Origin of the sequence: Shewanella carassii (genome assembly GCF_002777975.1) — a bacterium.
In the GTDB taxonomy this organism is placed as follows: domain Bacteria; phylum Pseudomonadota; class Gammaproteobacteria; order Enterobacterales; family Shewanellaceae; genus Shewanella; species Shewanella carassii.
Genome location: NZ_NGVS01000035.1, coordinates 1 through 26,552, shown reverse-complemented (window position 1 = coordinate 26,552; position 26,552 = coordinate 1). Strand labels below are relative to the sequence as shown.

Genomic DNA, 26,552 nt, shown 5'->3' with positions numbered 1-26,552 from the left:
TGGCGAAATCAATTAGATCAATCAACACCATGCGTGTCTACTAAATTGAATAAAAAGGGAATTATCTGGGGATTCCCTAGAACGCGGCGTTACGTGCTCATGGAGTCATAGATTGGAGCAGATCGAGAGAACAAAAAGATACCTATCACGTATTGAGGCAATATATGAAGGTATCTTCTCATCTTCGGGACATGATAAGGATTCCTATGACGATGATGTCATATCATTTTTTATCCATTGCTATCATATCCGGGATTGGATCATTCATTTGAATGTTCTTGGGGTTAAGGCAGCAGAGATAGATGATTACATAAACCAACATAAAGCATTGATGATCTGTGCTGATTTGGCAAATGGATCAAAACACTGCAAGCTCACTCGTTCTTTACGCACCAGCAGGCAGCCACATATAACAGGAAAACAAAGGCATACTTCGACTTGGTACACCGGTAGTGGTGGCGGTGAAGTCATGAAGTGTAAATATACAGTATTAAGTGGAGAAGAATTCCTAGATTCGCTCGAATTAGCTAAAGAATGTGTAGCTCTATGGGATTCTTTCACGAAAGAGTTAAAGGCACGTAACAAGTCAAGCAAGAAGGACGCGCAAAAAGCGCGCGCCTCTTCTTGAAGCGTTATGCCACCGAGCATCAAAAAGGAGGCAACAGATGGCGATAGAGCCAGAAGCCACAGGGACCGGCCTCATAGATAACACAGAGCTTACTGGTCTTGTTTTAATAAGTTTATCGAATGAACGCAGGTTGGTTGGGATTGTGCCATGGTAATGCACAGTCTCAGCAGACTTATCAGAAACCCAGGCCACGTCAGTGGTCTCCTTGTGTACGTCCAACCCGATAAAAAGTGTGTTAGCTTTAGACATGTCGGCCTCCTGTGATTGTTTGCCTATTGGATCAACAAACAGTGTGGCTCTGGTTTAACTAATCCACGAGAAAACACGGAGGCCGACACCTGCACAGGGAATCATTATGTCTAAGTGGCTTGGAGACCGCATTTGATATTCGAATTTATTAGAAGCCTGTTTTCCTTCGATCTGTTGGTAGAGTTGAGTGAAAATAAAATCACTATGCAGAAATTTGCTACTGGGCAATTTATTGAAATTGAACCTTGGATAGCGTTGGAAGGTGCAAAGGGAAAAGAAAAGATTAAGGCGATTGGTCGAGAGGCAAAATCATTAAAGGGGCCAACTATTCAGACAACGAACCCTTTTTCACATACTAGAAGTTTTATCGGTAATTTCATGCTGGCTGAAAAAATATTGCAGCATGGTGTTTTTACTCTGAATAGCTCAAAGTTAAGAGCTGCGCCGAGAGTAATCATGCATCAACTTGAAAAAACTGACGGTGGTCTCAGCGATATCGAGGAACGGGTTTTACGTGAACTTGCAAGCGGGATAGGCGCAAGGGAAGTGTTGATCCATACTGGCAGTAAAATCAATGTGCGTGTCCAGAGCTATGATGATTTTAAAACTAAAATCAAAGCCACTTAACAAGTTGCTTAATTTCGTTCCGGCCACAAACAGCGTGGCCTCCACTGGACTGCCTACGCTGCACTGCGGCAGCCAATTAGCAAAGCGTTAACTGTCATATGAGCTTCAGAGAAGAATTGGAAAAAAAGTGGAAGATTACTATCGCTTTGTTGAGTGAGGCTCGTGCAGTTCTTTGTGAATGCCCGGGTGTTGGCAAATATATCGCCGAGTACGATGAATACCTTGATCACAACGAGCTAGAACTAGCACTGGATATGCTAGAAGAAGCAGCACTTGAGGCAACAAGTAAGCCTCCAGAAGAAATTTGGGTAAAGCTCAAAGATGCTGCAAAGTCTATGGGCTTAGAGGAACGCTGTGAATTCTATAATCAGCAAATACAAAACAGTTAACAAAATAAAAAAATAACAAAATCGCCTGTGCGAGATGGCCGTTCTCGAACATCTTGCTCTTCACGGCATTCAGGTTTTCTGCCTATCCGCACCGCAGCTGATGGGCCACATTATGGCAACCCAATCAAACATAAAAAAACGCACCCTAAGGTGCGTTTCTTGTTAACTCTGCATGTCAGCTTAGTGCTGGAACATGGCAGAGATAGATTCTTCGTTGCTGACGCGGCGGATAGCCTCGGCCAGTACCGCTGACATGGTCAGCTGGCTCACTTTGCCTGTCTTGAGCATTTCTGGGCTCAAGGGCACAGTGTCAGTCACTATGACTTCGTCAATCACTGAATTTACTATGTTGCTGGCGGCGTTACCGGAGAATACCGGGTGGGTCGCATAAGCAAAGACGCGGTTGGCGCCGTGTTCTTTCAGGGCTTCAGCAGCCTTACACAGAGTGCCACCTGTGTCGATCATGTCATCAACTATGATGCAGTCACGGCCTTGAACGTCACCTATGATGTGCATTACCTGAGCCACGTTGGCCTGTGGGCGACGCTTGTCGATGATCGCCAGATCTGAGTCGTCGAGCAGTTTGGCTACGGCGCGGGCGCGAACAACACCACCGATATCGGGGGAAACAACAACCGGGTTATCCAGCTTCTTGGCCAGCATATCTTCAAGCAGCACAGGGCTACCGAAGACGTTGTCTACAGGTACATCGAAGAAGCCCTGGATCTGCTCGGCGTGCAGGTCACAGGTCAGTACTCTGTCGACACCCACGCTGGAGAGGAAATCGGCAACCACTTTGGCGGTAATGGGTACACGGGCGCTGCGGACACGGCGGTCCTGACGGGCATAACCAAAGTAAGGGATAACGGCTGTGATACGGCCGGCTGAAGCGCGGCGCAGGGCATCAACCATTACGATCAACTCCATCAGGTTGTCGTTGGTTGGTGCGCAGGTGGACTGAATGATAAACACATCAGCACCACGTACATTTTCGTTTATCTGGACACTGATTTCACCATCGCTGAAACGGCCTACCTCTGCGTCTCCGAGTTTACAAAAAAGACGGTCTGCTATCTTTTTGGCGAGACTGGGGGTAGCGTTCCCAGCAAAGAGCTTGATGTCGGGCACTGTAAGAACCTCAGGCGTTTGCTTTATTTTAGTGGCTGGGATAAAACGGTTGCAGCGCTCTATCCCGGAAGAAACTGTTCAGAGGCGAGCCAGTCGACTCTGAAGCGGCGATCTATTTATCCCTTTGGCAACAAAGCCTTTGAATGATGACGGCAGCTTTGCCAGACAATCGAGTGCTTGTTGCTGTTTTTCGAACTCCCCGAACACGCAGGCGCCGGTTCCGGTCATTCTGGACGGCGCATATTCTAGCAGCCAGGCCAAGGCCTTGGCAACTTGAGGGTAATGGCGACACACCAGTTCCTGACAATCATTTTGCCAAGGGGCGCTCAATAGTTGCTCCAGAGAGAGCTTGGGAGTATCCCTCGGTAAATCAGGATCATGGAACACTTTTTCTGTGGAAACATGGGCCTCGGGAACCAATACCAGATACCAAGGTTCGGCCGGTTTCACCGGCTGAAGTTTTTCGCCGACCCCTTCGGCAAAGGCCGCCACGCCCTTAATGAAAACAGGAACATCTGCGCCGAGTTTTAAACCAATTTGTTCAAGTTCCGCTTCGCTCAGGCCGGTTTGCCACAGTGCATTGAGAGCTACCAGAGTCGTGGCCGCATCCGACGACCCGCCTCCCAGACCGCCGCCCATGGGCAGCTTCTTGTCGAGCCAGATCTCGGCCCCCAGTTCACAGCCGCTGGCTTGCTGCAATGATTTTGCGGCCTTGAGAATTAAGTTATCGCTATCCGGGACAGCGGCGCCCAAATTGGAGTGCAGTTTGAGTTCGCCATTGGCGGTGACTTTAAAGTCCAACAGATCGCCATGGTCGAGAAACTGAAACAGGGTCTGTAGTTCATGGTAGCCGTCTTGGCGGCGGCCATTGATGTGCAAAAACAGGTTCAGCTTGGCCGGGGCCGGCCAGCCAAGCGAAAGACTATTGGGCTGGAGATTTGGGTGAACGAGGCTCATGGCTGCTGGCTTTCCTTGGTGATGAGTGTGCTCTGGGCTTCGAGCGCCTGCCACTCGGTTAACTGGATCTTGAGTTCGAGTGCGCCGCGATTGAGTTTGAGAAGGCGCGGAATATCGGCACCGCTTTGTTGCTGCCAGCTGAGGTACTTCACCTGCCATGGTGGGCTAACGCTGTCATCTTCCAGACTCAGGGGCTTGCCGTCATTATTGGTGAGCAGGAGTTCAGTGTCGGCGGCGCTGAGGCCAAGCACCCAGCGGGGCAGGGCGTTAAGGGGGATGCTCCAATTGCTGAGGCCATCGAGTAAACGCTGCGGGTCTCGGTCGCGGTAGATTTCGCCGTCCAGTTCCAAAAAGGCGCCGTCCGGGCCGCTTTTTAGCAGCATCACACTGGTGCCCAACATGGTGGTGAGTCTCAGCTCTTCTGTCGTTGGGGTGTGCAGCCAATAAAGATTGGTGCTGAACTTTTCCTCGGGAGTCTTTACCGCCAGCTTGCCTTTCAGCTCCCAGGCCTTGGCTTGCTCTGCGTGCTTGACTTGAGTCGCTTGCCAGCGGGCATCGGGCAGGCTGCTACAGGCGCTGAGCAGGCCAAGGAGCAGCAGGGGCAACAACAGGCGCAGTGCTGAAAGACGGATAAAACAGTTTTTTGTGAAGTACTTCAAAATAATCATCTGTTGTTCGCTGTACTGGCCGCCTATGATACGGGGGCTTTGGCAGAATACCAACACGCGCCGCCATTGAGATTTCGCCCTTGTGGCCTTGGCCAGCGCCTGTTCAGCTTAATTGATAAATTGGTTGATAAGTTAGACCTTTATTCGGTTTTGTTAAGCGTATTCTGTTTTTAAGGTGGCCAATTCAGTAGAATGGCCGCATCCTACAGCGACGCCAAGAGTCCAGAACGAGTTCAGATGAGCCTTGTAGCAATCGGTATAAACCATAAAACCGCCACTGTTGATCTGCGTGAGAAAGTTGCCTTTGCCCCGGACAAGATCCATGAAGCCATGCGCAGCCTGGCCAAGGAGACTCAGGGCGGGGAAGCCGTTATCGTTTCCACCTGTAACCGCACCGAGCTTTACTGCAACACAGAAAATGCCGAGCAGGTAGTGCGTTGGTTGGAAGATTATCATGGCCTGAGCCATGAAGAGGTGGCTCCATGCCTGTACCAACATTGTGGTCAACCTGCGGTACAACACCTAATGCGGGTCGCTTCCGGGCTTGACTCCCTGGTGCTGGGCGAGCCGCAGATCCTCGGCCAGGTCAAACAGGCGTTTGCCAAGGCCAAGGAATCCGGCACAGTGGCACTGACACTGGATCGCCTGTTCCAAAATACTTTTGCCGTGGCCAAGAAGGTGCGCACCGAAACGGAAATCGGTACTGCGGCGGTTTCGGTTGCCTTTGCCGCAGTTAGCATGGCCAAGCACATCTTCTCCTCTCTGGCGAGCACCAAAGTGTTGCTCATCGGCGCCGGTGAAACCATAGAACTGGTTGCCCGCCACCTGAAGGAAAACGGTGTGACCAGCATGGTGGTGGCCAACCGCACTATTTCCCGCGCCGAAGCCATGTGTGAAGAGTTCAATGCCCAGGCGATTACCCTGGAGCAGATACCAGATTTTCTCCCCAAGGCCGATATCGTGATATCCTCTACCGCCAGTCCGCTGCCCATCCTGGGCAAGGGCATGGTAGAAAAAGCGCTTAAGCAGCGCCGCCATCAACCTATGTTATTGGTTGATATAGCGGTTCCCCGTGATATTGAGGCAGAAGTCGGTGATTTGGACGATGCTTTCCTGTACACGGTCGATGATCTGCAAAGCATAATCGAACAGAATATGGCCTCCCGTAGAGAGGCCGCCGAGCAAGCGGAAGTCATTGCCGAAGAGCATTCACACCAGTTTATGGAGTGGGTTCGTTCACTGGAATCGGTCGACAGCATTCGCGAATATCGTACCCAGAGCATGGCGATTAAAGATGAGCTGGTTGAGCGGGCAATGAACAAGTTGGCGCAGGGAGCAGACACAGAGCAGGTGCTGCTGGAGCTGGCCAACCGTCTGACCAACCGACTGATCCATGCACCGACCCAGGCCCTGACAGCTGCCAGTCGTCAGGGGGATCTCAATGCTTTGGGTCAATTGAGAACCGCGCTCGGCTTGGATAAACACTAAGGTTAGCGAGCTAAATGAAGGAATCCGTTATCCGCAAGCTGGAAGGCTTGCTTGAGCGTAATGAAGAAGTATTGGCCCTGCTCAGTGATGCAGATGTCATAGCGGATCAGGACAGGTTCAGAGCCCTGTCTCGGGAATATGCTCAGCTTGAAGATGTGGTCAAAGGCTTTAAGGCCTACCAGCAGGCGCAGGCGGATCTGCAAACCGCACAGGAGATGCTGGCCGAGGAAGATCCTGAGCTGAAAGAGATGGCTCAGGAAGAGATCAAGGCGGCCCGCGCTCAGCTGGAGCAGCTGGAAGGCGAGTTGCAAATTCTGCTGTTACCCAAAGATCCCAATGATGCCAGCAACGCCTTTCTGGAAATCCGTGCCGGTGCCGGTGGTGATGAAGCCGCTATCTTTGCCGGTGATCTTTTCCGTATGTATAGCCGTTATGCCGAGAGCCAGCGCTGGCAGGTCGAAGTCATGAGCGCCAGCGAGGGCGAGCATGGCGGTTTCAAAGAGGTGATTGCCAAGGTCAGCGGTGACGGTGTTTACGGCAAACTCAAGTTTGAGTCCGGTGGTCACAGGGTACAAAGGGTGCCGGAAACCGAATCCCAGGGGCGGGTGCACACCTCGGCCTGTACCGTGGCCGTTATGCACGAAGTGCCTGAGGCCCAGGCGGTGGAAATCAACCCGGCCGAGCTGCGTATCGACACCTTCCGCTCTTCCGGTGCCGGTGGTCAGCACGTTAACAAAACCGACTCGGCGATTCGTATTACCCACTTGCCCACAGGCTTGGTGGTGGAATGCCAGGATCAGCGCTCGCAGCACAAGAACAAGGCTCAGGCCTTGAGCGTACTGGCGGCTCGTTTGCAGGCGGCCGAAGATGAAAAGCGCCGCAGCGCCGAAGAATCTACTCGTCGCTCTCTGGTGGGCAGCGGTGACCGCTCCGAGCGGATCCGCACCTATAATTTCCCTCAGGGAAGGGTGAGCGACCACAGGATCAACCTGACACTGTACCGCCTCAACGAGGTGATAGAAGGAGACTTGGAGCAGCTGCTCGAGCCCTTGATGCAAGAGCATCAGGCCGACATGTTGGCGGCTCTGTCCGACGAATAAAAGGACTGTCTGTGACTAAACTCAATATTGCCGAGGCCCTGCAGTGGGCCTCTTCTATGTTGGCTGCATCGTCCGAGTCTGCTCATGCAGATGCCGAAGCCCTGTTGCTGCATTGTTTGAGCAAGAGCCGCAGCTTTCTCTATACCTGGCCCGAAAGAAACTTATCGGCAGAACAATACAAGCAGTTTACCCAGATGGTGCAGCGTCGCAGCCAAGGTGTGCCCGTGGCCCATATTGTCGGTGAGCGCGAGTTCTGGTCACTGCCTTTTATTGTCAACGAATCCACCCTTATTCCGCGCCCGGACACCGAAATTCTGGTAGAAACCGCGCTCAACTTGCCGCTTTCAGATGATATCGCCGTGCTGGATCTCGGCACAGGTACCGGCGCTATCGCGCTGGCACTGGCCCATGAGCGGCAAGGCTGGCAGGTGACTGCTGTTGATAAGGTCGAGGCCGCGGTGGAGCTGGCCTGTGCCAACCGGGATAATTTGAAACTGCCGCAGGTGGAGATCCTTCAGAGTGACTGGTTTTCGGCGGTTCAGGGGCGCAAGTTTCAGCTGATTGTTTCCAACCCTCCCTATATCGAGGAGGATGATGAACACCTGGAGATGGGCGATGTGCGCTTTGAGCCCCGCAGTGCCTTGACCGCCGCCGATCAGGGCTTTGCCGACCTATTCCATATCGCAGCCCATGCCAGAGAGCACCTGTTGCCGGGCGGTTATCTGTTGCTGGAACATGGTTACGCTCAAGCGGTGAAGCTCAGGGAAAAACTTGCCGAGCTCGGTTTTCAGCAGGTGGCCACAGTGCGTGACTTTGGCTCCAATGAAAGATGCACCCTGGGACTTTGGCCCGGTTGAGTGTCTGTACCCGGGAGTCACTCTCGGGCTTGAAAAGCGCCGATATCGTCCTTATTTCCTGTCATAATTCCGCCCTTTCGACAGCGGCTTGGCCTTGGTGCTGAACGCTGCGATAGGGTACACTGTCGCCTTTGTTCACCTACAGATAGCTATCCGATGGAAACTTTTTACAGCCTGTATCCGGCAGTTAAACACCTGCACATGACACTGATCGCCGTCAGCGTATTACTGTTCATTGTGCGTTTCGTGCTTAAGCTGCGTCAGTCAGCGATTATGGACAAGAAACTGCTGAAGGTAGGTCCGCATGTGATCGATACTTTCCTGCTGCTGTCCGGATTGATTCTGTGTTTTATGATTAAGCAGTATCCCTTCGTTGATCCTTGGATGACGGAGAAGATAGGCGCAGTGGTCGCTTACATACTGCTGGGCGTGATGGCGCTCAAGTCCAACCGTAATCTGATCTTCCGGATCTTCGCCTTCCTCGGTGCTCTGGGCTGGGTGGTTTATGCGGCAAAACTGGCACACTTCAAACAAGCGGTAATTCTGGGGTAATGCAACAATATTCTCTTAAGCAAGACGAACTCTCTCTGCCCGAGTCGGCATTTGAGCTTTGCCAACATCTGGGTTTTGGCCTGGCCAAACAGGCTAACTGGGCCTGGCTGGAACTGTCCGGCTCAGTGCTCAGCCATTATCTGGTGGATCAGCAGCGGCGCTTTCAGGCGCTGCTGGACTGGTTTTACAAGGACCTGGGATTTGGCCCCAGGGAAGATTATTTTTCCCCGCAGGCGGCCGATCTCGGCCAGTGTATTCTCAGCCGCCAGGGGAACAGCACCACATTGGCAACTGTGCTTATGTTGCTGGGCAAACAGCTGGACTTGAAATTCGACCCAGTGCTGCTGCCGGGCACCACAGTGCTGGCCTGCCACGTGGCCGGTGAACTCATCTATCTCGACCCGCTTCGGGGGGAGCGCCTCAGCAAAGAGCGCTTGCATGCCCTGGTTCGCGGTGAGCTTGGGAACAGTGCGCCGCTAAAAGCGTCTTACCTCAAGCCGGTTGGCACCCAGAGGCTGATGACCCGCATGCTGCATGAACTCAAGGCGGGCGCCATAGTCGCCCATGAATTTGAAGTTGCGATGGAGTGCTGTAATTTGTTACTTGAATGGCATGCCGATGATCTCAGTCTGCATCGGGAGCGCGCCTTTATTGCCCAGCAACTGGGGGCGATTCATGTCGCCAGCGCCGACCTGCAGTATTTTGTCGACAACAGCCCGCACGATCCAGTGGTCGAGTTGGTGAAGATGCAACTTAGAGAACTGGGAGACGACCCTCAGACCTTTCATTGAACCTGCCCGCGAGGGCAGTGATAAAAATATAAATATTAAAATAAAACAATAAATTGCAATCGCAAGGGAGATAGGACCTATGAGCAGTACCTCACAGGCGGCCACTGAAATGACCGCGCTGGTGACCAATGACGCCACCGCGCTCGGCATTCTGGCCGCCATTCTCGGCTTCGTTTTTTATACCAACAGCAGCAGCCATCCTTTCTGGCAGAAGTTTTACCGCTTCATTCCGGCCTTGCTGTTGTGTTACTTCCTGCCATCTTTGCTCAATACCTTTGGGATTGTCGATGGCAGCAGCTCCAAACTTTACTATGTGGCGTCCCGTTATCTGTTGCCGGCCTGTTTGGTATTGCTGATCTTGAGTGTCGATATCAAAGCTATTCTGGGATTGGGTCCCAAGGCGGTAGTGATGTTTTTGACCGGCACCATGGGCATTGTCATAGGCGGCCCGATTGCCCTGCTTATCATGTCGGCAATCGACCCGACATTGACCGCTGGTCACGGCCCGGACGCGGTCTGGCGCGGCATGACCACACTCGCCGGCAGCTGGATTGGCGGCGGTGCCAACCAGGCGGCGATGAAAGAGATTTATGAAGTGGGCGGCAATATCTTCTCCGTGATGGTCACTGTTGATGTGATAGTCGCCAACATCTGGATGGCAGTGCTGCTGTTTATGGCATCCAGAGCCAAGGAGATAGATGCCAAGACAGGTGCAGATACCAGCGCCATCGAAAGCCTCAAGGCCAAGGTGGAACAGTATCATGCCGAAAACGCCCGCATTCCCAGCCTGCGCGACATCATGCTGATAGTGGCTGTGGGCTTTGGTATTACCGGCCTGGCCCATGTCGGCGCCGATCTGCTGGCTCCCTGGTTTGCGACCAACTATCCCTGGACCGAGCAATACAGTCTGACCTCCGGATTCTTCTGGCTGGTGGTGATAGTGACCACCATAGGCTTGCTGCTGTCATTCAGCCCGGCCCGTCATTTGGAAGCGGCCGGCGCCTCCAAGATAGCCTCGGCCTACCTCTACATACTGGTGGCCACAATCGGTTTGCATATGGATGTATCCCAAATTCTGGATACGCCGATTTACTTCCTGGTGGGCATTATCTGGATGTTGGTGCATTCGGGATTGATGCTGCTGGTGGCCAAGCTTATCCGTGCGCCGCTGTTTTACATGGCGGTGGGCAGCCAGGCCAACGTTGGCGGCGCGGCGTCTGCGCCCGTAGTGGCTGCGGCCTTCCATCCGGCACTGGCACCCGTAGGTGTGCTGCTGGCGGTATTCGGCTATGCTTTAGGCACTTATATGGCTTGGCTCTGTGGCCAGTTGCTGCAGGCCGTGGCCGGCTGATTTAAGTTAACGCCGCATGAGCGGCATTCAAGAGAGAAGTTGCGATGAGTAATAAAACCATACATCTGGGGGCTATCGAGATAGCCAATGACAAGCCCTTTGTGCTGTTCGGTGGCATGAATGTACTCGAGTCGCGGGACTTGGCGATGACCATTGCCGAAACCTACGCGGAAGTCACGCAGAAGCTGGGGATCCCTTATGTGTTCAAGGCCTCCTTCGACAAGGCCAACCGCTCATCCGTCAACTCCTATCGTGGCCCCGGCATGGAAGAAGGTTTGAAAATCTTCCAGGAGATCAAGGATACCTTCAAGCTGCCCTTGATTACCGATGTGCATGAGCCTTACCAGTGCGCGCCTGTGGCCGAAGTGGTGGACATCATTCAGTTGCCGGCCTTCCTGGCGCGTCAGACAGATCTGGTGGTGGCCATGGCCAAGACAGGGGCTATCATCAATGTGAAAAAGCCTCAGTTCCTGGCGCCCCATGAGATGCGGCATATCATCAAGAAATTCAACGAAGCGGGTAATGATGAGATCATTCTCTGTGAGCGTGGCAGCTGCTTTGGTTATAACAACCTGGTGGTGGATATGCTGGGCATGGATGAGATGAAGCAATCCGGCTACCCGGTGATCTTCGATGCCACCCATGCGCTGCAGCGCCCTGGCGGCCGTGAAGATTCTGCCGGTGGTCGTCGTGCCCAGGCAACCGAACTGGCCCGCAGCGGCATGGCGCTGGGACTGGCCGGGCTGTTTATTGAGGCGCACCCGGACCCGGACAACGCCAAATGTGATGGCCCTTGTGCCTTGCCATTGCAGCAACTGGAAGGGTACCTGAGCCAGATGAAGGCCGTTGATGAGCTGGTGAAGTCTTTCCCGGCGCTGGATACCAGTCGCTGAGCCAAGCGCTTGGTTAACAGCGCATAAGCTGCTGCAAGCAGCGCCTTTGGTTGAATAGCGAATCACTTAGCTAGCATGTTAGCCTTAAACGCCCGCAATTGCGGGCGTTTTTCTGCTCAGTACCCACGGCGGGCTCAAAGGCTTGTCCTTCAAGACACTGCTGCTGGGGTTGGGGTGCGGCAGCGCCTTTGCGCTGACTTCGCTCTGGGTTAGGGAAGCAAGTCTGGTGCTGGGTTTGCCATTTCCTCACCGCGCCGCCTGGGTACTCTTGTTGGTTATTTTGCTGCAGACCTTGTTGCTGCTCGCCTGGCTTCTTATCAAAGATAAAGAAACCCTTAAAAAACTCTGGCACAGGCCCAGGTTGACCCTGGCCATCAGTATCAGCAGTTGTCTGGGCTCCATAGGTTGGTTCAGCGCCATGTCGCTCACGGCCGTGCCTTATGTGAAAACGCTCGGGCAGGTGGAAGTCTTCTTTATGATGCTGATCTCCAGCCTTTGGCTCAAGCAGCGGGTCAAGGTCAAGGATATGGGCGGCCTGGTACTGATTGCCCTGGCCGCGGTATTGGTGCTTTGGGGATGATTTAGCCGTGTGGCTCCAATGCCTTTATCTGGGCCAGCAGTTCGCTGTTGATTGGCAGTGTGAGCCCATATTGCTCGGCGCGCTGCTGCAGGTAACCGTTGATATAGTCAATTTCCGTCTTGCGGCCGTGCTTGAGATCCTGATACATGGAGGAGTAGTTGGCGGCGGTTAGCCGTATCACTTCCTTGACTCTGGCGTGCAGCACATCGAACGTCAGCGCTATGCCTTCCTGCTTGGCTACCTGTAACAGCTCATCGAGAATGGCGCAGATTGTTCCCTCAAACTCGGGGGCGGCCAGGGCACCGTTGTTGACTCTGTGAATGGCGGTCAGCGGATTGATAACGGCATTGACCGCCAGCTTTTGCCACAGGGCTTCGAGAATGGCATTACTCCACTGACTGCCGGGAATAGCATTGAGCAGAGCGGTTTTCATCACCTCTGGCATGGGGGCGCCGATTAAGTCACCTATCTGGGTCAGGCCACTGCCGGTTTGGCGAATATGATTGCTGCTTAGTCTCAGCGCCGCCTGACTTGTCGTGCCCAGGCTCAGTGGCCGGTCATTCAGCTTGGCGGCCAGACTCTGATGAGGACCAAGTCCATTGTGCAGCAGCAGGATGCGACAATTCGGGTGAAGTCTTGGCAGCACAGGCTCCAGCGCCGCTTCAACCTGATAGGCTTTGACTGTGACCAGCAAGAGATCGAGCTGCTTGAGCTTGCTCGAGTCCTGCGCCAGGCACAGAAACGATGTTTGCAGACTCTGGTCGCCAAGCTCCAGGGTATAGACGTGTTCTTCGCCCTGCTGCGCCAATGGCAGGGTGTTGGCTGTTGGCAATACTCTGGGTAATAACCAAGGTTCAAGACCGGCTGCAGCCAGTTGCTGCGCCAGCAGTTGCCCTATGGCCCCAACGCCGAGGATCCCTATCTGCATCCCGTTACTCCTTCAGCATGGCGGCGCCAAAATACTTGCGATAGCCCCAGAGAGATACGTAGAAGAGTACGATTCCGGTCATATCGGCGACAAAGTCGGCCATATCGGCACTGCGGTAAGGCAGACGGGATTGCACCATCTCTATCAGAATGCCGTAGCCGGCCAGGGTGGCAAACATTAAGTACCAGCGGGGGCGAAATGCCAGATAGGTCAGCCAGGCGAGGGCAAAGAAACTGCCGATATGGCCCACTTTATCCAGGTTAGGAATGCTCTGAGGGTAGTTAGGCTTGGAAAAAACCAGGTAGCTGATCACCGCCAGGGCAATCAACAAAGCCATTTTAAACAGCAGCTGTCGGTTAATCACAAATCACGCAGGGTTGGAAAGCTTGGCGAACATCATAGTCAAAATAAAGCCTGGCTGTCATCAGTAGACGTGGATTTATTCAGCTCGGCTTCAACTTAGGGTAGACTGGCGCTATTGGTTTGACTGATAAGTAAAAGGCGATGAAATGCCCTCATTCGATATAGTGTCAGAAGTAGATGCCGTTGAGCTGCGTAACGCAGTGGATAACAGCAAACGTGAATTGGATACCCGCTTCGATTTCCGCGGGGTGGAATTTGCGGTGGAGTATAAGGACTTTGTGGTGACCCTGTCGGCAGAGTCTGACTTTCAGTGCAATCAGATGGTGGATATTTTAAGAACCCAACTGAGCCGTCGTAATGTGGATCCCAAGGCGATGGAAGTGGATGAGAAGGCGATCCACAGCGGCAAGATGTTCTCTTTGAAGGTCAAGTTCAAACAAGGCATTGAGGGCGATGTGGCCAAGAAGCTGGTAAAACAGATCAAAGACAGCAAGATCAAGGTGCAGGCGCAAATCCAGGGCGACTCGGTACGGGTCACAGGCAAGAAGCGTGACGACTTGCAGGCGGTGATGGCGCTGGCCCGCAATGCCGAGCTGGGCCAGCCGTTCCAGTTCAATAACTTCCGCGACTAGTCGTTAATCTGCGACTTGAGCGCATCTTGAGCAGTATCGGCCCGCCTCGGCGGGCTGTTTTTTTGCACCAGCCAAATCAGCAGCAGCACGGGCAAGCCTATGATGCTGGCGCTGACAAAGAAATTCACATAGCCAAAGGCGTTGACCCAGGCGCCGGAGAAGCCGGCAATAAACTTGGGAAACAGTAACATCACCGAAGACAGCAGCGCATACTGAGTGGCACTGTAGCCACTGCTGGTGAGGCTGGAAAGGTAGGCGATAAAGGCCGCTGTGGCGATACCGCCGCTGAAGTTGTCCACCGAAATCGCCAGGGTCAGCAGTGGCACGTTGTAGCCCACCATGGCCTGCAGGGCGAACAACAGATTGGTGGTGGCCACCAGGAAGGCGCCGACATAGAGGATTTTTATGGTGCCGAAGCGTGCCAACAACACCCCGCCGAATGCCGAGCCCACCAGGGTCATGATCAGACCATAGACCTTGCTCAAGGTGGCGATCTCCTCCTTGCTGAAGCCCATATCCACATAGAAAACATTGGCCATGATCCCCATGACAATATCCGAGATCCGGTAGCAGGAAATCAGCATAAGGATCAGAATCGCGCTCTTGCCGTAGCGGCGAAAGAAATCGATAAAGGGCAGGGCCACGGCGCTGTAGAGCCAGGAGATAAAGGCGGCCATCCTATCTGTGCCGGCCTGGGTCAGCTGCTTGGCTTCCTGCTCTTGAATTGCCCTGTCTTTACTTTTGACGCCGAAGATCAGCAACCAGAGCAGCAGAATGAGCCCCATAGTAGCCAGAGTAACCACATTTGTATTCAGGGCCTGACTCGGAAAGTAGGATTGCAGCACCTGGGTGAAAGGCTCAGCCAGGCTAAAACAGAAATAAAGCCCCAGCAGCAGGAGCAGTAACTTGCCATGGCGCAGGATAAACAGGTTGGCCGGCGCAGCCCAGACAGAGAGTCTGGGTGCCAGATTGGCCCTGAGTCTGTCTCTGAGGCTCGCTTCCTCTTCCCCGATAGAGCTGATGTCCACCGCCGGCTCTTTGGCAAAAAGTGTTGCCAGTATGCCTATGCCCATGAGGCCTGCCATTACCAGATAGGCGGTTTGCCAGCTCTGGAGATCATAGCTTTCCGGCGTGGGAGAAACCCAGGCGGCGATAGTCAGTGAGCCTGCCGTGGCTATGATCATCGCGCTGCGATAGCCCACCTGATAGGCGGCGGCCAGTGCCGCCTGCATTTTTTCCGGCGCCGACTCGATACGAAAGGCATCGACCACTATGTCCTGGGTGGCGGAGGAAAAGGCCACCATCAGCGCAAATAGTGCCAGATGGGTGAGATCTTCCATGGGGTCACTGCCGGCCATTCCCAAAATGGCGGCTATCAGTAATAGCTGGGAGAACAGCATCCAGCCGCGGCGGCGGCCAAAGAGTTGGCTGAACAAAGGCAGGGGCATGCGATCGACTAGGGGAGACCAGGCCCATTTGAAGGCATAGATCAAGGCTACCCAACTGAAATAGCCGATGGCAGCCCTGTCTACCCCGGCTTCCCTGAGCCAGAAAGACAGGGTGGAAAATACCAGCATCAGCGGCAGGCCGGCGGAAAAACCGAGTAGCAATAAGATGAGTACTCGCTTGTGGAAATAGATACTCAGGGCGTCTCGGGTGCTGGCAAAAAAAGATTGAGGCATGGCACGGCTTGGTGAGAGTCAAAGGCCTTAGAGTAAAAGCCCGCGCCTGCGACTTCAAGGCGTGCTTGGATGTTTGCCCAATAAAAAATCCCCGGCAAAGCCGGGGATTGGTCGCCCGTGTCATTAAAGTGTCACCCAGGCGGGGTAGATTAACGTCTGTCTCAGGGCCTGACGCCGATACAGCCTTCGGGTATGGGGCCACCACCGAACAGGTATTCACAGCAGTCGTCCAGTTGCTGGCGCAAAAACTGGTTACCGCGCAATACCCAATCGGGCCATTTATCGAAGACGTACAACAAGTGCCAAAATACGCGTTCGACATCCGTTTGCGCTTCCCCCTGCAAGTTCAGCTGATGCCATTCTTCCAGGGTATCCCACAGATACAATCTGACTTCATTAAATTCCAGCTTGTCGCTCAAGAATGCTTTGCCGTAATGAGCCAGTTGGGGCGCTTTCACATCGATGAACTCTTCTGGGGTCATCAGATCGCCTCCTTATGTTTGCCAGGTTCAGTATAGACAGCTTTTTGAAACTGAACCGGGCCTGGGGTTAATTTCTGGGCAGAAGTGTGGCTTTCTTCAACAAAACTTGGGTAACCGGCACATCGGGCCAACCCAAGGTACTGTTGGTACCTGTCTCTACCAGCGCCATATTCTGCAGAACTTCAAGTCCTTGGCTGACTTCACCGAATACGGCATAGCCCCAGCGCCTGGAGGATGGGTCGAGCTTTTTGTTGTCGGCCACATTGAAGTAAAACTGGCGGGTGGCCGAATGGGGAGCATTCTCTCTGGCCATGGCTATAGTGCCTAGGCTGTTGGATAGGCCGTTGCCCGACTCATTGACTATCGGCTTGTCTGAAGGCAGTTCTTCATACTTGGGGCTGAGGCCGCCGCCCTGAACTACGAAATCGGCAATAATGCGGTGAAACAATGTGTTGTTGTAGTCGCCGCGCACCACATAGGTGAGAAAGTTGTCCACAGTGATGGGCGCTCGGGTGCGATCGAGCTCGACCACGATTTTGCCCATGCTGGTATCAAATTCCACTAGGGGGTAGAGATTGTCTTTTTGTATATCCAATGCCAGCGCCAGCTGACTGGTCAGCATCAATACGGCTGCGAGTATCCATCGGCTCATGACCAGATTCCTTATTATAGTGTTGCAGACGGGCCTGCCTGTGAGTCACCGACCGGCCCAATAAATTACTGCTGCAAAAAGCTGTGCAGCTCGGGGTCGTTGAGTATTTCGCCGCTCAACTGGGTGATCAGCTTGTTCATGTCCAGTTCCAGCGAGGCGAAGTCGGCACTGAATGGCCCCTTGAGCAGCCCCTTGGCCTTATAACGCTTGGTCAGGGTATGACTGCTGTTTTTGGCCAGCAGATTGATGCTGACATTGGTTTTGGCTTCGAAGCCGAAGCTGGATTCATCCACATCAGTGAGCAGTTCAATCAGCTGCAACTGCACCTCTTTCCCACTGGCGGGATCGATTCGGTATCCGGCCTTGGCAAAACCTTGACGGAACAGTTGATCCAGTTGGACCCTGGGTGGCTCGGCCGGGCTGACCAGACGTGCGGCTTTGCCATCTTCATTGAATCGCACAATAAAGTTGGCGGTGCGGGTATCCAGGGTTTGCAGCGCCAGAGCCGGCTCCAGCGAAGTCTGTGGCGTGACCGCTGGCAGTTCAGGGCTCAGGGCAATAAAGTTGGGGGTATGACTGGCGCAGCCAAAGAGCAGCGCCGACCCCAGCATCAAGGTAGCAAGCCGTTTCATAAAAATCCGAAGCTGTAAAAAAGGTGGCATCAGGATAACCAGATTTGAGTTTGGCTTCCAGCATCTGGCAATGGCAGATAACCCACTCTGATTCAGTCAGGGTTCAGACAGCGAAGCGCAATATCCGCGCGTAAAACACTTACAAATCATGGGGGAATCGTATGAAGTACGTTATATTGGCAGCTGCACTGGTGATGCCGACCTTGACGGCACCGGCAGCCAACGCCGCAGAAGGCAAACATGTTATCGGTGGCAGTATAGGCCTTGGAGTGCAGAATGACGATGACATCAGCCGCTTCAATCCCGATGCCGGTAACGCCGAAGACAACGACAGCTCAGACAGCTGGGGCACAGAGCTTTATTATCGCTATCATCTCACCCCAAATTGGGGTGTCGAAGCGGGTTACCTTTGGTCCGACGCCGGTATAGTCCATGCCTTTACCTCAGCCATTACCGAGTTGCAGATGGATAGCTTCGAGGCGGCGAGAGTATCCCTTTATGGCCGCTGGGGCTTTACCGAGCGCAACAGCTTCTATGCCAAGCTGGGTGCCGCCAGGGTTAAACTCGAATATCAATATACCAAAGACGGCGCTGGCTTCAATGACACTGAAAACGGCCTGCATGCGGCAGCCGGTTGGGAATATCGCTTCCGCAACAATCTGGGTATCAATACAGAATACGTGTATCTGAAGACGGATAACTTCGATTATCAAGGGGTATTCGTCGGCCTCAGTTACCGTTTCTGAATGACACAGTAAACCGGATGAAGCCCCGTATAACGGGGTTTTTCATTTTTGTAACATTCAAGGCTTCAATCTCCGACGGCGACAGGGTAGAGTCAAGTTATTGCTCTAAAAACACCAGTTGGGAATATGTTGGAATTGAAATCCGGGCCTTTGCCGACGACTCAATCCGGGGTTGCAACCCAGGCGGCACCTGACTCTTTGATAGATGTTCACGGTCGGCCTCTGTTTGGTCATTTCGACGGGCCGCCGAAAAGCCTGGGATTGTCAGACTTTCAGCTGTTCAATGAGATGGATCGCAGGGTTTCACGCCTGAAACAGCGTTGCAGTTATAAGCAGTTTGAGTTTATTTGCCTTAACAGCCCCAGATGGATGCTGGGCGTTGCCTTGGCGGATATCGCCTATCTTGGCAGTGGTTTCTGTTATCTGTTTGATTTGCAAAGTCGTCGCATGTATCAGCAGAATCTGCTGCGGCCGCCCGCTGGTTTTAACCTGAGCCGTTCGCCATGGCAAGGGGAGAGCCGTATGGGCGGCATTCACTTTCGGCGTGAGCAGGGACAATGGCAACTGAGTCTGGATCTTAAACTACAGGGAATGCCACTTGAGGGGGAGCTGACCTTGGTTCCCGAACCGCTCAGCTTGCCGATGGCGCTTTGCAGTCCAACCGGTTACAGCGGTTGGACCTATACCCAGAAACACAATGCCCTCAAGGTCTCCGGCCAGTTGTCCTTCAATTATGAACCCCAGTCGCTGCTGCAGGCCAGAGCCGGTTATGACTTTTCCGCAGGCTTTATGCGCCGGGAAACCAGTTGGCGCTGGGCCTCTATCAATGCCGACATTGATGGCAAGGGGTTGGGGCTAAATCTGGCGGCCGGAGTCAACGAGACCGGCTCTTGTGAAAACGTGCTCTGGGTTGATGGTGCCAGGCATTTACTGTCGCCGGTGCATTTTGAGTTTGACCGCATGGCAGCATCCGGCGGCCAATGGCGAGTTTGGTCTGAGCGCGGCGATCTGGAGTTGGCATTTTCGCCCTTGGGGTGCCGCAGCGAAAGGCTCAACCTGGGGTTGCTTAAAAGCAATTTTCGCCAGTATACCGGGCTGTTTTCCGGTTGGGTCAAAGACTCCCGGGGCAAGCGCCATGAGCTGGTGCAGCAGAGCGGCCTGACAGAAGATCACTTTGCCAAGTGGTGAGCTGGAATAAAAGGAATAAAAATGGATTTCAATTTACTTATTTCCCACCCTGAATGGCTGCTGCTGGTATTGGCGCCGCTGTTCTTCATCTGCATGGCATTGGAATGGTTTTTCGGTGACCGCCTCAGACGTTTGCCTGAGAATGCCCGCTATCGGCCGGCGGAGGTTTTCTGTAACTTTGTGCTGGCAGGCATGCATCAGGGCGCCGATATTCTCACAGGATTACTGCTGGCCAAACTGTATTTGTGGTTATTCGGCTGGCGTTTGTTCGACATTGAGATGAATGGCTGGACCTTTGTGCTGCTGATGCTGGGGCAGGACTTTTGCTATTACTGGTTCCACCGGGCCAGCCACAGATGCCGCTGGATGTGGGCCGCCCATGTAGTGCACCACAGCTCGGAAAACATGAATTTTTCCACCGCCTTTCGTCAGAGCCTGATGTACCCATTGGCGGGCATGTGGCTGTTTTGGCTGCCCTTGGTGATCATAGGCTTCGATCCCAACTGGGTGGTATTTGTGGTGCTGCTTAATCTGGGACTGCAATTTTTTGTCCATACCCAGGCCATCAAACGTCTTGGGCCCTTGGAGTGGATATTCAACACGCCGTCTCATCACAGGGTGCACCATGGCCGTAATCCTCAGTACATAGATAAGAACTACGCCGGGGTGTTGATCATTTGGGATAGATTATTCGGCAGCTTTGAGCCGGAGCGGGAAACCGTGCGCTATGGTATTACCAAGCCGGTCAACAGCTTTAATCCTGTGACAGTCACTTTTGCCGAATGGCGCGATATGTTGGCGGAAGTGAGCCGCCCCGGACTTGGTTTCAGGCAGCGTTGGCGTTTGCTGTTTGCGCCGCCGGCCAGTCAGGAGTTGCCCAGCTCCGGCCTCGGAGGATATGCTGATGGCCCTGACAGTTCCAAGGAAGCTAAGGAGTACTGATGAAGCTTTTTGTGTTTGACCATTGTCCCTATTGCGTCAAGGCTATGATGCTGGTGGGGCTTAAGGCGTGGCCGGTGGAGCGGGTCTATCTGCAAAACCATGATGTGGAGTCCAGAATAGCCATGGTCGGCGCGAATATGGTGCCCATTTTACAAAAAGCCGATGGCAGCTTCATGGCCGAGAGCCTGGATATCGTCAGCTATCTGGATAATCTGGATGGTAAGCCGGTCATTACCCTTGCCAGCCAGGCCGATGCTGTCAGCCAATGGCAGGAGGCATCCGGTTATTTCAGCAGTCGCTTGCTCTATCCCCGCAGTGTGTTGCTCGGTCTGCCTGAATTTGGCAGCCAAGAGGCGATTGCCTGGTTTACCCAAAACAAGAGCGCCATGATAGAGATCTCTTTCGAAAAAGCGCTTGCGCAAACGGCCGATTATCTTGAGGGCCTGGCTAAGTGTTGGCCACGTCTCGACTGGCTGCAATTGCCGTCGGAGCGGGGCAATAAGTTGAGTATTGATGATATCAACCTGTTCCCCGGCCTGAGAAACCTGACCATGGTCAAGGGGCTGGTATTCCCGGCCAGAGTGCGCGCCTATATCGAAGAGGTGGCAGCGCTGACTCAAATCGACTTGTACGACGACAGAGCCGTCTGAGCGGCTTTATCTGAGTCATACAACTACACCCAAAAAGACAGGCCAGTACTGGACCTGTCTTTTTCATTCGTTTTCACTTTAGGGCAAGTGCTACTTTAACCCGGCATTTTCAACTCAGCTTTTTCAACACTCTCTTTGTTCAACGCTCTCTTTGTTGATGCACTGCACGTTGTCTGTGCTCCAGAGCACGGCTGGGCTGGCGTCGCTCCGCCTGATGGCGCTGTGGCTGAGCTCGCTGTTGATGCTGCACCTTTGATTGACTCTGAGGCTGATAGCGTCTCTGTGGCTGCTGTTGTTTATCTGCCTGTTGCCGGCGTTTTTCAGCTTGTCTATAAGTAGTGTTAGTGTGCCGGTTTGAGGCCTGTTGCAACTGTCTGTCTCTGGCCTGATGTTTAACCCGCATCGTTTTGTCGGCGGCGTTGGCACTGTTATTGGCATTCCTATATGACGGCTGCTGTGACAGCTGGCGAACTTTTTGGGGCTCGCCCCTATGCATCTTCTCCCTCTTGTCAGCGGCGCGCCATTCACGGCTATTGTGCTCTCTGCGCTGCTTTAACTCTCGCTGCAACTGCTTTTGTTGCTTGTTTCTGTCCTGATGCAGCCTTTGGCTGTGGTTGAAGCTGCGTGCCTGGGATTCATAACGCTTGTGTGGCTTGTTGTATACCGCCTTATTGTAGCGTTGTTGCAGCGCCGGATGACGATAATGGGCGCCCCGTCTGTGGTGCGGGTTATGGCTCCAGCGCTGGGCTCCCTGGCTATAGGCCAGTCTCGGCCGGTAGTGATTATAGTGTTTGTGGCGATAATCGACCCAGACCACTCTGTCATGCCAATGAAAGGCGCTGAAGAAGAAGTTAAATGAAATGCTGACCCCGGCACTGCGCCAGTAAAACGGACTGGAGTGGTAGCGCACATATCCGGGGAAAGGGTCCCAATAGATAGGTGGGTAGCTGCTCCAGTGCCAATGGCCATAGACACGGCGACTGTCGTAGTAAGGGACATAGATAATCTCGGTGCGGGTCGGTGCTATCACTATCTGACGTTCGTCGCGTCTGGCGTTAAGGTTACCCAGGTCGTTTAATGAGTCGGCATCCCAGGCGGCTTGTCTCAGGGTTTGAATCCCATCCATCACCCGGCCTTCATCGGCGATAAAGGCTTCGCCCAAACGGGCGGTCCAGTCCAGATCTGTGCTCATCTTGTTCAACACTTCCGGAAAGGCGATAAGCGCCATCACACTGGGATCCCAATCCTGGTTCTCGGCTTCGGCCATCAGGCGTTCATTGCTCCAATGGCTGCGCTGTTTGCGCCAGCGCTGTGCCTGCACCAGTTCCAGTGGATAGGTTGAGGCGATCAGCATATGGGTCAACAAGGTGTCCGGATAGAGAGCTATAGGGGAGAGCAGCTGCATCAGCTCGGGTTCCCGGATATCACTGCCGGATTCGGCGGCCTGCAGCGCCGTAGTTGGCAGGCCAAACAGACACAGGATAAGCACACTGTGCTGCAGCCAGATTTTCAGCTTGTTCATGGTTGCCTCCTTTAGGCCGGTATGGTTACCAGCCTGGCAAGTGAGCTAACTGAGGCCTTGCCGATGCAATTCCCCATCAGTGGCTTCAGAATAAGTGGCCTTTGATGAACATAAGCTGAAGGCTTTTGGATGGCTAAATGATCTCCAAGCTGCTGCCTGGCGGAAGTGGGTAGTGGAACTTAGTCTTTTGGCATCGCAGGAATACGCCTATTTCCAGACATAGGCGGAACAGTGACCATCGAAACAGGGACGTGTTCATGTTGGGTCACAGGATCGCCTGTGCGAAAGGCGCACCGCAGGTGATGGGCTACAGTTTAGCTGGCAGTTAAGACCAAGTTTATTGGTGAGTTTTGGCTAAAAGCCATGATAGCCGCTGTGCCAGCGGCCTAAAGTCGTGGTGTTCCACACCACACCGGGCAAGGGGCTTTGCTTGTCCAAAGCCCCTTGCATCCCCAAGGACACCCCGACGTAGCCGAAATCCCCGCTGGCTTATGAAACAAATTGGCTACACTCAGGACTCGCATCCTTGCTCGACCTTCGAGCCTCGACATCCCTGTCTCGGCTACGCCAATTTGCAACAACGCCAGCGGCGGCTCCGAAGGGGGAATTGGTGCAATTCTGTGAGAACTAACTTGTTTGAAGTTACCTATATGCCCGCAGACATACACCTAATTCCAAGCACAGGCGGGACTGTGACCGTCGAAAACAGGGATGTTTTCGTCGAGGCTACATGGACGTATTCACGCCGTGTCACAGGAGCGCCTGTGCGAAAGGCGCACCGCAGGTGATTGGCGGCTGCTTAGCCAGAAGCTAAGACCTAGTTTATTGGTGAGTTTTGGCTTAAAGCCATGATAGCCGCTGTGCCAGCGGCTTAAGGTCGTGGAGCAAGTGCATCCATACACAACGGCCAGTTCGCCATCCCTGGCTCTCGCTCGTAGCCAGTCGCTAGGCGACACTCGCCAAACCACACCGGGCAAGGGGCTTTGCTTGTCCAAAGCCCCTTGCATCCCCAAGGACACCCCGACGTAGCCGAAATCCCCGCTGGCTTATGAAGCAAATTGGCTACACTCAGGACTCGCATCCATGCTCGACCTTCGAGCCTCGACATCCCTGTCTCGGCTACGCCAATTTGCAACAACGCCAGCGGCGGCTCCGAAGGGGGAATTGGTGCAACTCTGTGAGAACTAACTTGTTTGAAGTTACCTATATGCCCGCAGACATACACCTAATTCCAGGCACAGGCGGAACTGTGACCTTCCGAGCCAGGGATGGCGAGGCAGAGCTTACAGGGACGTACTCGCAGCGTGTAATAGGATCGCCTGTGCGAAAGGCGCACTGCAGGTGATTGGCTACACCGTGGCCAGAAGCTCGGCCAGTACTAACTTAGGCACTTTTAGCTTGAAGCTATGATAGCCGCTGTGCCAGCGGCTTAAAGTCGTGTCGTTTTGGGTTTCCAACCCAGTTAATTCTGCTTCNGCCAGCGGCTTAAAGTCGTGTCGTTTTGGGTTTCCAACCCAGTTAATTCTGCTTCAAAAACAAACTAAATCAGGGTTTTGTTGCCTTTGTCAAAACTTGACCTTTGGCTAATTGTTTTCATATCCAGCACTGGGTATTGTATAACTAATTCAAATGCTTGGCTTTAGTACTTCCTGAAGTTTAAGGCCAGAAGCAGCAACACTTTTCCGTTTTCAACGGAATGCAGGGACGAACATAGCTTGGACCCGGGCGGTAGCCATGGCTTTACTCGACGTTTTTAGTTGGGCCTGGGTTGTAGGGCCCTTGGTTTTAAGGCCCTTAGTTGCAGGGCTTGAAGCGCTAATGACAAGCACCTCAGAACTGATTTTTATACAGTATTATTGACGTTCCAGGAAAAATGCCGGGAATTTGCAGCTAAGTTTGCGCGTTATTTCTGTAACATTTTAGAAAATAACATTAAATTCATAAAGTTAAAAAATACAGCCGGTAGATAATAGGTTTGGAAACCGCGCATGCGCGTTTAGCTGCAAGGGATATTTGGACTAAATGGTATTATATCCAGCTAATACAAACAGATAGCGATGCGCGTTTACACTCCTCCGAGGACTAAAACGCGCATGCGCACTATACAGCTGTTAGCTTCACAGAGAAATCGCATGCGAAAAATTTATTTAAAAGTCGTAGTTACGGCCTTATTCCTTTTTAGTGTGGAGATCCACGCTGCTACAGAGTGGGTGTATGTTTACAAGGTCATGGATGACAACGCTATTGTTGTTAGGAAAAACGAGCAGGCCTATCAAATAGAAAAAGGTGTTGGCTGCCTTTCGTTGTGGAGGTATGAAGGAAAAACGGCATTGATAACTTCGCCTGGTTTATTTCTTGGCGTTGGTACGGAGCTGATTCTTCCCGATGAAGATCAAAAGTGCCGGGTATGGGATTCCACTGAGCTTGGATCTATTAACTCACTTACTGCCCCAGCCTCAAAAGAGCAAGCCGGTGGTTGTTCTGATGGCCATTGGATTCAGTCGATCGCTGGCAATGGTGAAATAATTAAACTTGAAGATGGCTCAATATGGCAGGTTGACAGTATTGATACTGTTACTTCCAGCATTTGGCTCCCGATATCAAATGTCACTATTTGCGGGTCAACAATGATTAACACCGATGATGGCGAAAAAGTTGGTGTAACTAAACTTAAATAAGCTAACAAGGCGCTGCTGCCGGACAAATTTTCCGCTGCGCTCCAAATTTGCCGCAGAGCGCGGCGTTAGGGCTTCATAGTTCATCGATAAATCAAAGGGTAAATATGTTCGAGGATTTTGATTTTAGTATTTTGAAAGATCCAGATTTCAAGGAAGACTCTGTTCGTGAGGAGTTAATTATTCCAATAATTAAAAGTCTTGGGTATTCAGCAACAGGTGATGCAAAAATTGTAAGAAGTCGTCCATTGATTCACCCCTATGTAGCTATTGGCTCTCAACAACGTAAAATATCAATTATTCCAGATTACCTATTTTTAGCAGATGGAAAGCCATTGTGGATCTTGGATGCCAAATCGCCAAATGAAGATATAACAAAAAGCAAACATGTAGAGCAAGCTTATAGCTATGCGATTCATCCTGAAGTCAGGGCTGAAATGTATGCCTTGTGCAATGGGCATGAGTTTGTTCTTTATGAGGTTAGAAAATTTGAACCAGTACTGCATTTCAAATTACAGGAAATACATACCGTATGGGAATCATTGTTTAGGATATTAAACTCTCAAATTCAAGGGAATCCCGAGCTGATAAATTACGCACCAGACTTTGGTGTCTACATGAAAAGACTTGGTGCGGTGGATAACATGAATTTCATAGCTCCACTCTGTTGCTCATGCTTTATTGCCAAAATTGAGGATGATAAATATACGACAATAAGCAGTGTTCCCGGCGATATTGAAATGGCAATATCACTTGATTTTGATAAAAATCGATTGAATCAGCTTTTGTCGTTTCAGCCACAAAATATAAGAGATGCAGTACAACAAGCACTTTCGCGACAACCCTTTCATTTTTCATCCGATCCATCAGTGATGGAGCTAAAGTTCGGTGTTATATCGAAACTTTCTACAGAAGTATTTCACAATGCTGAAGAGTCTTATATTCCGTTTGAAGTTGATGAGTTCATAGCATTGACAAACTTTGACTTAGACGAAGAAAAGCCCTAACAAGTAAATCCAGGTGACGCCTACAGCGCACCTGATTTAGGCGTTGATATGATTCCCTTTGTCAAATAGGTAAAAGTGTCCTTACCGGAGACCCAAAAATCTCCGGTAAGGGCACTCTGACAGTCGGACTTTGGCGAGTAAGTGTCGGCGGTTGACCTTGCTGATATCCGCGAGTTTGGTTATTCGCATTACT

Annotated in this window: 27 protein-coding genes and 1 pseudogene; 18 read left to right on the top strand and 10 right to left on the bottom strand. The window is 52.5% G+C overall.

All coding sequences use genetic code 11. The features are described 5' to 3' along the window. Positions 1-112 precede the first annotated feature (112 nt). The 3 genes from CBE72_RS19465 to CBE72_RS19455 all read left to right on the top strand — a co-directional run bounded on the left by CBE72_RS19465 (position 113) and on the right by CBE72_RS19455 (position 1,893). Positions 113-628: a hypothetical protein gene (locus CBE72_RS19465; RefSeq protein ID WP_071475442.1), complete on the top strand. Its 516-nt coding sequence runs from the start codon at positions 113-115 to the stop codon at positions 626-628. A gap of 381 nt (positions 629-1,009) precedes the next feature. Next, positions 1,010-1,504: a rod shape-determining protein gene (locus CBE72_RS19460; RefSeq protein WP_226684720.1), complete on the top strand. Its 495-nt coding sequence runs from the start codon at positions 1,010-1,012 to the stop codon at positions 1,502-1,504. Between the two features lie 98 nt (positions 1,505-1,602). After that, on the top strand, positions 1,603-1,893 hold the full coding sequence (locus tag CBE72_RS19455) for a hypothetical protein (RefSeq protein ID WP_039034289.1): 291 nt from the start codon (positions 1,603-1,605) through the stop codon (positions 1,891-1,893). Between the two features lie 180 nt (positions 1,894-2,073). Here the strand turns inward: CBE72_RS19455 and CBE72_RS19450 are convergent, their stop codons facing one another. The 3 genes from CBE72_RS19450 to lolB form a co-directional block, all read right to left on the bottom strand. After that, positions 2,074-3,021 (bottom strand): ribose-phosphate pyrophosphokinase, encoded by a 948-nt coding sequence (locus CBE72_RS19450; RefSeq protein ID WP_028779717.1) that lies wholly within the window; start codon positions 3,019-3,021, stop codon positions 2,074-2,076. Between the two features lie 78 nt (positions 3,022-3,099). Beyond that, the gene (gene ispE, locus CBE72_RS19445) at positions 3,100-3,978 is read right to left on the bottom strand and encodes a 4-(cytidine 5'-diphospho)-2-C-methyl-D-erythritol kinase (RefSeq protein WP_100145959.1); all 879 of its coding nucleotides are present in this window, start codon (positions 3,976-3,978) and stop codon (positions 3,100-3,102) included. Next, positions 3,975-4,637 (bottom strand): lipoprotein insertase outer membrane protein LolB, encoded by a 663-nt coding sequence (gene lolB / locus CBE72_RS19440; RefSeq protein WP_373289240.1) that lies wholly within the window; start codon positions 4,635-4,637, stop codon positions 3,975-3,977. Before lolB ends, ispE begins: the two co-directional genes overlap by 4 nt. A gap of 246 nt (positions 4,638-4,883) precedes the next feature. On the opposite strand from lolB, the gene hemA reads away from it, so the two are divergent. The 8 genes and pseudogenes from hemA to CBE72_RS19400 form a co-directional block, all read left to right on the top strand. Then, positions 4,884-6,134 carry a glutamyl-tRNA reductase gene (gene hemA / locus CBE72_RS19435; RefSeq protein ID WP_100145957.1) on the top strand — a complete coding sequence of 417 codons (1,251 nt, stop codon included), beginning with the start codon at positions 4,884-4,886 and terminating at the stop codon, positions 6,132-6,134. A 14-nt stretch (positions 6,135-6,148) separates the two neighbouring features. Next, the gene (gene prfA, locus CBE72_RS19430; protein ID WP_025011691.1) at positions 6,149-7,234 is read left to right on the top strand and encodes a peptide chain release factor 1; all 1,086 of its coding nucleotides are present in this window, start codon (positions 6,149-6,151) and stop codon (positions 7,232-7,234) included. 11 nt (positions 7,235-7,245) lie between these two features. After that, positions 7,246-8,091, top strand: a complete 846-nt coding sequence (gene prmC, locus CBE72_RS19425; protein WP_100145955.1) for a peptide chain release factor N(5)-glutamine methyltransferase — start codon at positions 7,246-7,248, stop codon at positions 8,089-8,091. Positions 8,092-8,247: 156 nt separating this feature from the next. After that, a complete protein-coding gene (locus CBE72_RS19420) occupies positions 8,248-8,643 on the top strand; it encodes a SirB2 family protein (RefSeq protein ID WP_039034285.1) in 396 nt (131 codons plus the stop codon). Then, positions 8,643-9,434 (top strand): transglutaminase family protein, encoded by a 792-nt coding sequence (locus CBE72_RS19415; protein WP_100145953.1) that lies wholly within the window; start codon positions 8,643-8,645, stop codon positions 9,432-9,434. Before CBE72_RS19420 ends, CBE72_RS19415 begins: the two co-directional genes overlap by 1 nt. A gap of 79 nt (positions 9,435-9,513) precedes the next feature. After that, positions 9,514-10,785, top strand: coding sequence for a DUF819 family protein (locus CBE72_RS19410; RefSeq protein WP_373289241.1), 1,272 nt, complete (start codon positions 9,514-9,516; stop codon positions 10,783-10,785). Positions 10,786-10,829: 44 nt separating this feature from the next. Beyond that, positions 10,830-11,678, top strand: coding sequence for a 3-deoxy-8-phosphooctulonate synthase (gene kdsA / locus CBE72_RS19405; protein ID WP_039034283.1), 849 nt, complete (start codon positions 10,830-10,832; stop codon positions 11,676-11,678). A 106-nt stretch (positions 11,679-11,784) separates the two neighbouring features. Further along, positions 11,785-12,258: pseudogene (locus tag CBE72_RS19400) on the top strand (EamA family transporter); the annotation flags it as partial. A 1-nt stretch (position 12,259) separates the two neighbouring features. Here CBE72_RS19400 and CBE72_RS19395 read toward each other — a convergent pair. Then, entirely contained in the window at positions 12,260-13,186 is a 927-nt protein-coding gene (locus CBE72_RS19395) for a ketopantoate reductase family protein (protein WP_100145949.1), read from the bottom strand. Positions 13,187-13,190: 4 nt separating this feature from the next. After that, positions 13,191-13,523 carry a VanZ family protein gene (locus tag CBE72_RS19390; RefSeq protein ID WP_373289242.1) on the bottom strand — a complete coding sequence of 111 codons (333 nt, stop codon included), beginning with the start codon at positions 13,521-13,523 and terminating at the stop codon, positions 13,191-13,193. Between the two features lie 172 nt (positions 13,524-13,695). On the opposite strand from CBE72_RS19390, the gene CBE72_RS19385 reads away from it, so the two are divergent. Then, positions 13,696-14,181 carry a YajQ family cyclic di-GMP-binding protein gene (locus CBE72_RS19385; RefSeq protein WP_100145945.1) on the top strand — a complete coding sequence of 162 codons (486 nt, stop codon included), beginning with the start codon at positions 13,696-13,698 and terminating at the stop codon, positions 14,179-14,181. Here the strand turns inward: CBE72_RS19385 and CBE72_RS19380 are convergent. The 4 genes from CBE72_RS19380 to CBE72_RS19365 all read right to left on the bottom strand — a co-directional run bounded on the left by CBE72_RS19380 (position 14,178) and on the right by CBE72_RS19365 (position 17,629). Beyond that, a complete protein-coding gene (locus CBE72_RS19380) occupies positions 14,178-15,863 on the bottom strand; it encodes an MFS transporter (RefSeq protein WP_100145943.1) in 1,686 nt (561 codons plus the stop codon). The two genes, CBE72_RS19385 and CBE72_RS19380, sit on opposite strands and share 4 nt — an antisense overlap. A 161-nt stretch (positions 15,864-16,024) precedes the next feature. After that, positions 16,025-16,345 carry a hypothetical protein gene (locus CBE72_RS19375; RefSeq protein WP_100145941.1) on the bottom strand — a complete coding sequence of 107 codons (321 nt, stop codon included), beginning with the start codon at positions 16,343-16,345 and terminating at the stop codon, positions 16,025-16,027. A 67-nt stretch (positions 16,346-16,412) separates the two neighbouring features. After that, on the bottom strand, positions 16,413-16,997 hold the full coding sequence (locus tag CBE72_RS19370; protein WP_100145939.1) for a peptidylprolyl isomerase: 585 nt from the start codon (positions 16,995-16,997) through the stop codon (positions 16,413-16,415). Between the two features lie 65 nt (positions 16,998-17,062). Beyond that, complete coding sequence (locus tag CBE72_RS19365) at positions 17,063-17,629, bottom strand: YajG family lipoprotein (protein WP_100145961.1); 567 nt, start codon at positions 17,627-17,629, stop codon at positions 17,063-17,065. A 161-nt stretch (positions 17,630-17,790) separates the two neighbouring features. On the opposite strand from CBE72_RS19365, the gene CBE72_RS19360 reads away from it, so the two are divergent. The 4 genes from CBE72_RS19360 to grxB all read left to right on the top strand — a co-directional run bounded on the left by CBE72_RS19360 (position 17,791) and on the right by grxB (position 21,155). Further along, the gene (locus CBE72_RS19360) at positions 17,791-18,375 is read left to right on the top strand and encodes a porin family protein (RefSeq protein WP_100145937.1); all 585 of its coding nucleotides are present in this window, start codon (positions 17,791-17,793) and stop codon (positions 18,373-18,375) included. 126 nt (positions 18,376-18,501) lie between these two features. Continuing rightward, a complete protein-coding gene (locus CBE72_RS19355; protein WP_100145935.1) occupies positions 18,502-19,563 on the top strand; it encodes a DUF2804 domain-containing protein in 1,062 nt (353 codons plus the stop codon). Between the two features lie 21 nt (positions 19,564-19,584). Beyond that, the gene (locus CBE72_RS19350; RefSeq protein ID WP_100145933.1) at positions 19,585-20,505 is read left to right on the top strand and encodes a sterol desaturase family protein; all 921 of its coding nucleotides are present in this window, start codon (positions 19,585-19,587) and stop codon (positions 20,503-20,505) included. Next, complete coding sequence (gene grxB / locus CBE72_RS19345; RefSeq protein ID WP_100145931.1) at positions 20,505-21,155, top strand: glutaredoxin 2; 651 nt, start codon at positions 20,505-20,507, stop codon at positions 21,153-21,155. The genes CBE72_RS19350 and grxB overlap by 1 nt, the downstream gene beginning before the upstream one ends. A 139-nt stretch (positions 21,156-21,294) precedes the next feature. Here the strand turns inward: grxB and CBE72_RS19340 are convergent, their stop codons facing one another. Continuing rightward, positions 21,295-22,677, bottom strand: a complete 1,383-nt coding sequence (locus CBE72_RS19340) for a DUF3300 domain-containing protein (protein ID WP_100145929.1) — start codon at positions 22,675-22,677, stop codon at positions 21,295-21,297. A gap of 2,132 nt (positions 22,678-24,809) precedes the next feature. Between CBE72_RS19340 and CBE72_RS19335 the strand changes: the two genes are divergently transcribed. Beyond that, on the top strand, positions 24,810-25,355 hold the full coding sequence (locus CBE72_RS19335) for a hypothetical protein (RefSeq protein ID WP_100145927.1): 546 nt from the start codon (positions 24,810-24,812) through the stop codon (positions 25,353-25,355). 104 nt (positions 25,356-25,459) lie between these two features. Further along, the gene (locus CBE72_RS19330; protein ID WP_100145925.1) at positions 25,460-26,359 is read left to right on the top strand and encodes a type I restriction enzyme HsdR N-terminal domain-containing protein; all 900 of its coding nucleotides are present in this window, start codon (positions 25,460-25,462) and stop codon (positions 26,357-26,359) included. Positions 26,360-26,552 lie beyond the last annotated feature (193 nt).

Bases quoted from the DNA above. Each gene is read 5' to 3' on its own strand.
- CBE72_RS19370 (WP_100145939.1), bottom strand. From the start codon at position 16,997: ATGAGCCGATGGATACTCGCAGCCGTATTGATGCTGACCAGTCAGCTG.
- CBE72_RS19365 (WP_100145961.1), bottom strand. From the start codon at position 17,629: ATGAAACGGCTTGCTACCTTGATGCTGGGGTCGGCGCTGCTCTTTGGC.
- prfA (WP_025011691.1), top strand. From the start codon at position 6,149: ATGAAGGAATCCGTTATCCGCAAGCTGGAAGGCTTGCTTGAGCGTAAT.
- CBE72_RS19350 (WP_100145933.1), top strand. From the start codon at position 19,585: ATGGATTTCAATTTACTTATTTCCCACCCTGAATGGCTGCTGCTGGTA.
- CBE72_RS19455 (WP_039034289.1), top strand. From the start codon at position 1,603: ATGAGCTTCAGAGAAGAATTGGAAAAAAAGTGGAAGATTACTATCGCT.
- grxB (WP_100145931.1), top strand. From the start codon at position 20,505: ATGAAGCTTTTTGTGTTTGACCATTGTCCCTATTGCGTCAAGGCTATG.
- CBE72_RS19340 (WP_100145929.1), bottom strand. From the start codon at position 22,677: ATGAACAAGCTGAAAATCTGGCTGCAGCACAGTGTGCTTATCCTGTGT.
- CBE72_RS19395 (WP_100145949.1), bottom strand. From the start codon at position 13,186: ATGCAGATAGGGATCCTCGGCGTTGGGGCCATAGGGCAACTGCTGGCG.
- CBE72_RS19420 (WP_039034285.1), top strand. From the start codon at position 8,248: ATGGAAACTTTTTACAGCCTGTATCCGGCAGTTAAACACCTGCACATG.
- kdsA (WP_039034283.1), top strand. From the start codon at position 10,830: ATGAGTAATAAAACCATACATCTGGGGGCTATCGAGATAGCCAATGAC.
- CBE72_RS19335 (WP_100145927.1), top strand. From the start codon at position 24,810: ATGCGAAAAATTTATTTAAAAGTCGTAGTTACGGCCTTATTCCTTTTT.
- CBE72_RS19390 (WP_373289242.1), bottom strand. From the start codon at position 13,523: ATGGCTTTGTTGATTGCCCTGGCGGTGATCAGCTACCTGGTTTTTTCC.
- CBE72_RS19375 (WP_100145941.1), bottom strand. From the start codon at position 16,345: ATGACCCCAGAAGAGTTCATCGATGTGAAAGCGCCCCAACTGGCTCAT.
- CBE72_RS19380 (WP_100145943.1), bottom strand. From the start codon at position 15,863: ATGCCTCAATCTTTTTTTGCCAGCACCCGAGACGCCCTGAGTATCTAT.
- CBE72_RS19360 (WP_100145937.1), top strand. From the start codon at position 17,791: ATGAAGTACGTTATATTGGCAGCTGCACTGGTGATGCCGACCTTGACG.
- CBE72_RS19355 (WP_100145935.1), top strand. From the start codon at position 18,502: ATGTTGGAATTGAAATCCGGGCCTTTGCCGACGACTCAATCCGGGGTT.
- hemA (WP_100145957.1), top strand. From the start codon at position 4,884: ATGAGCCTTGTAGCAATCGGTATAAACCATAAAACCGCCACTGTTGAT.
- CBE72_RS19330 (WP_100145925.1), top strand. From the start codon at position 25,460: ATGTTCGAGGATTTTGATTTTAGTATTTTGAAAGATCCAGATTTCAAG.
- ispE (WP_100145959.1), bottom strand. From the start codon at position 3,978: ATGAGCCTCGTTCACCCAAATCTCCAGCCCAATAGTCTTTCGCTTGGC.
- CBE72_RS19385 (WP_100145945.1), top strand. From the start codon at position 13,696: ATGCCCTCATTCGATATAGTGTCAGAAGTAGATGCCGTTGAGCTGCGT.
- CBE72_RS19415 (WP_100145953.1), top strand. From the start codon at position 8,643: ATGCAACAATATTCTCTTAAGCAAGACGAACTCTCTCTGCCCGAGTCG.
- CBE72_RS19410 (WP_373289241.1), top strand. From the start codon at position 9,514: ATGAGCAGTACCTCACAGGCGGCCACTGAAATGACCGCGCTGGTGACC.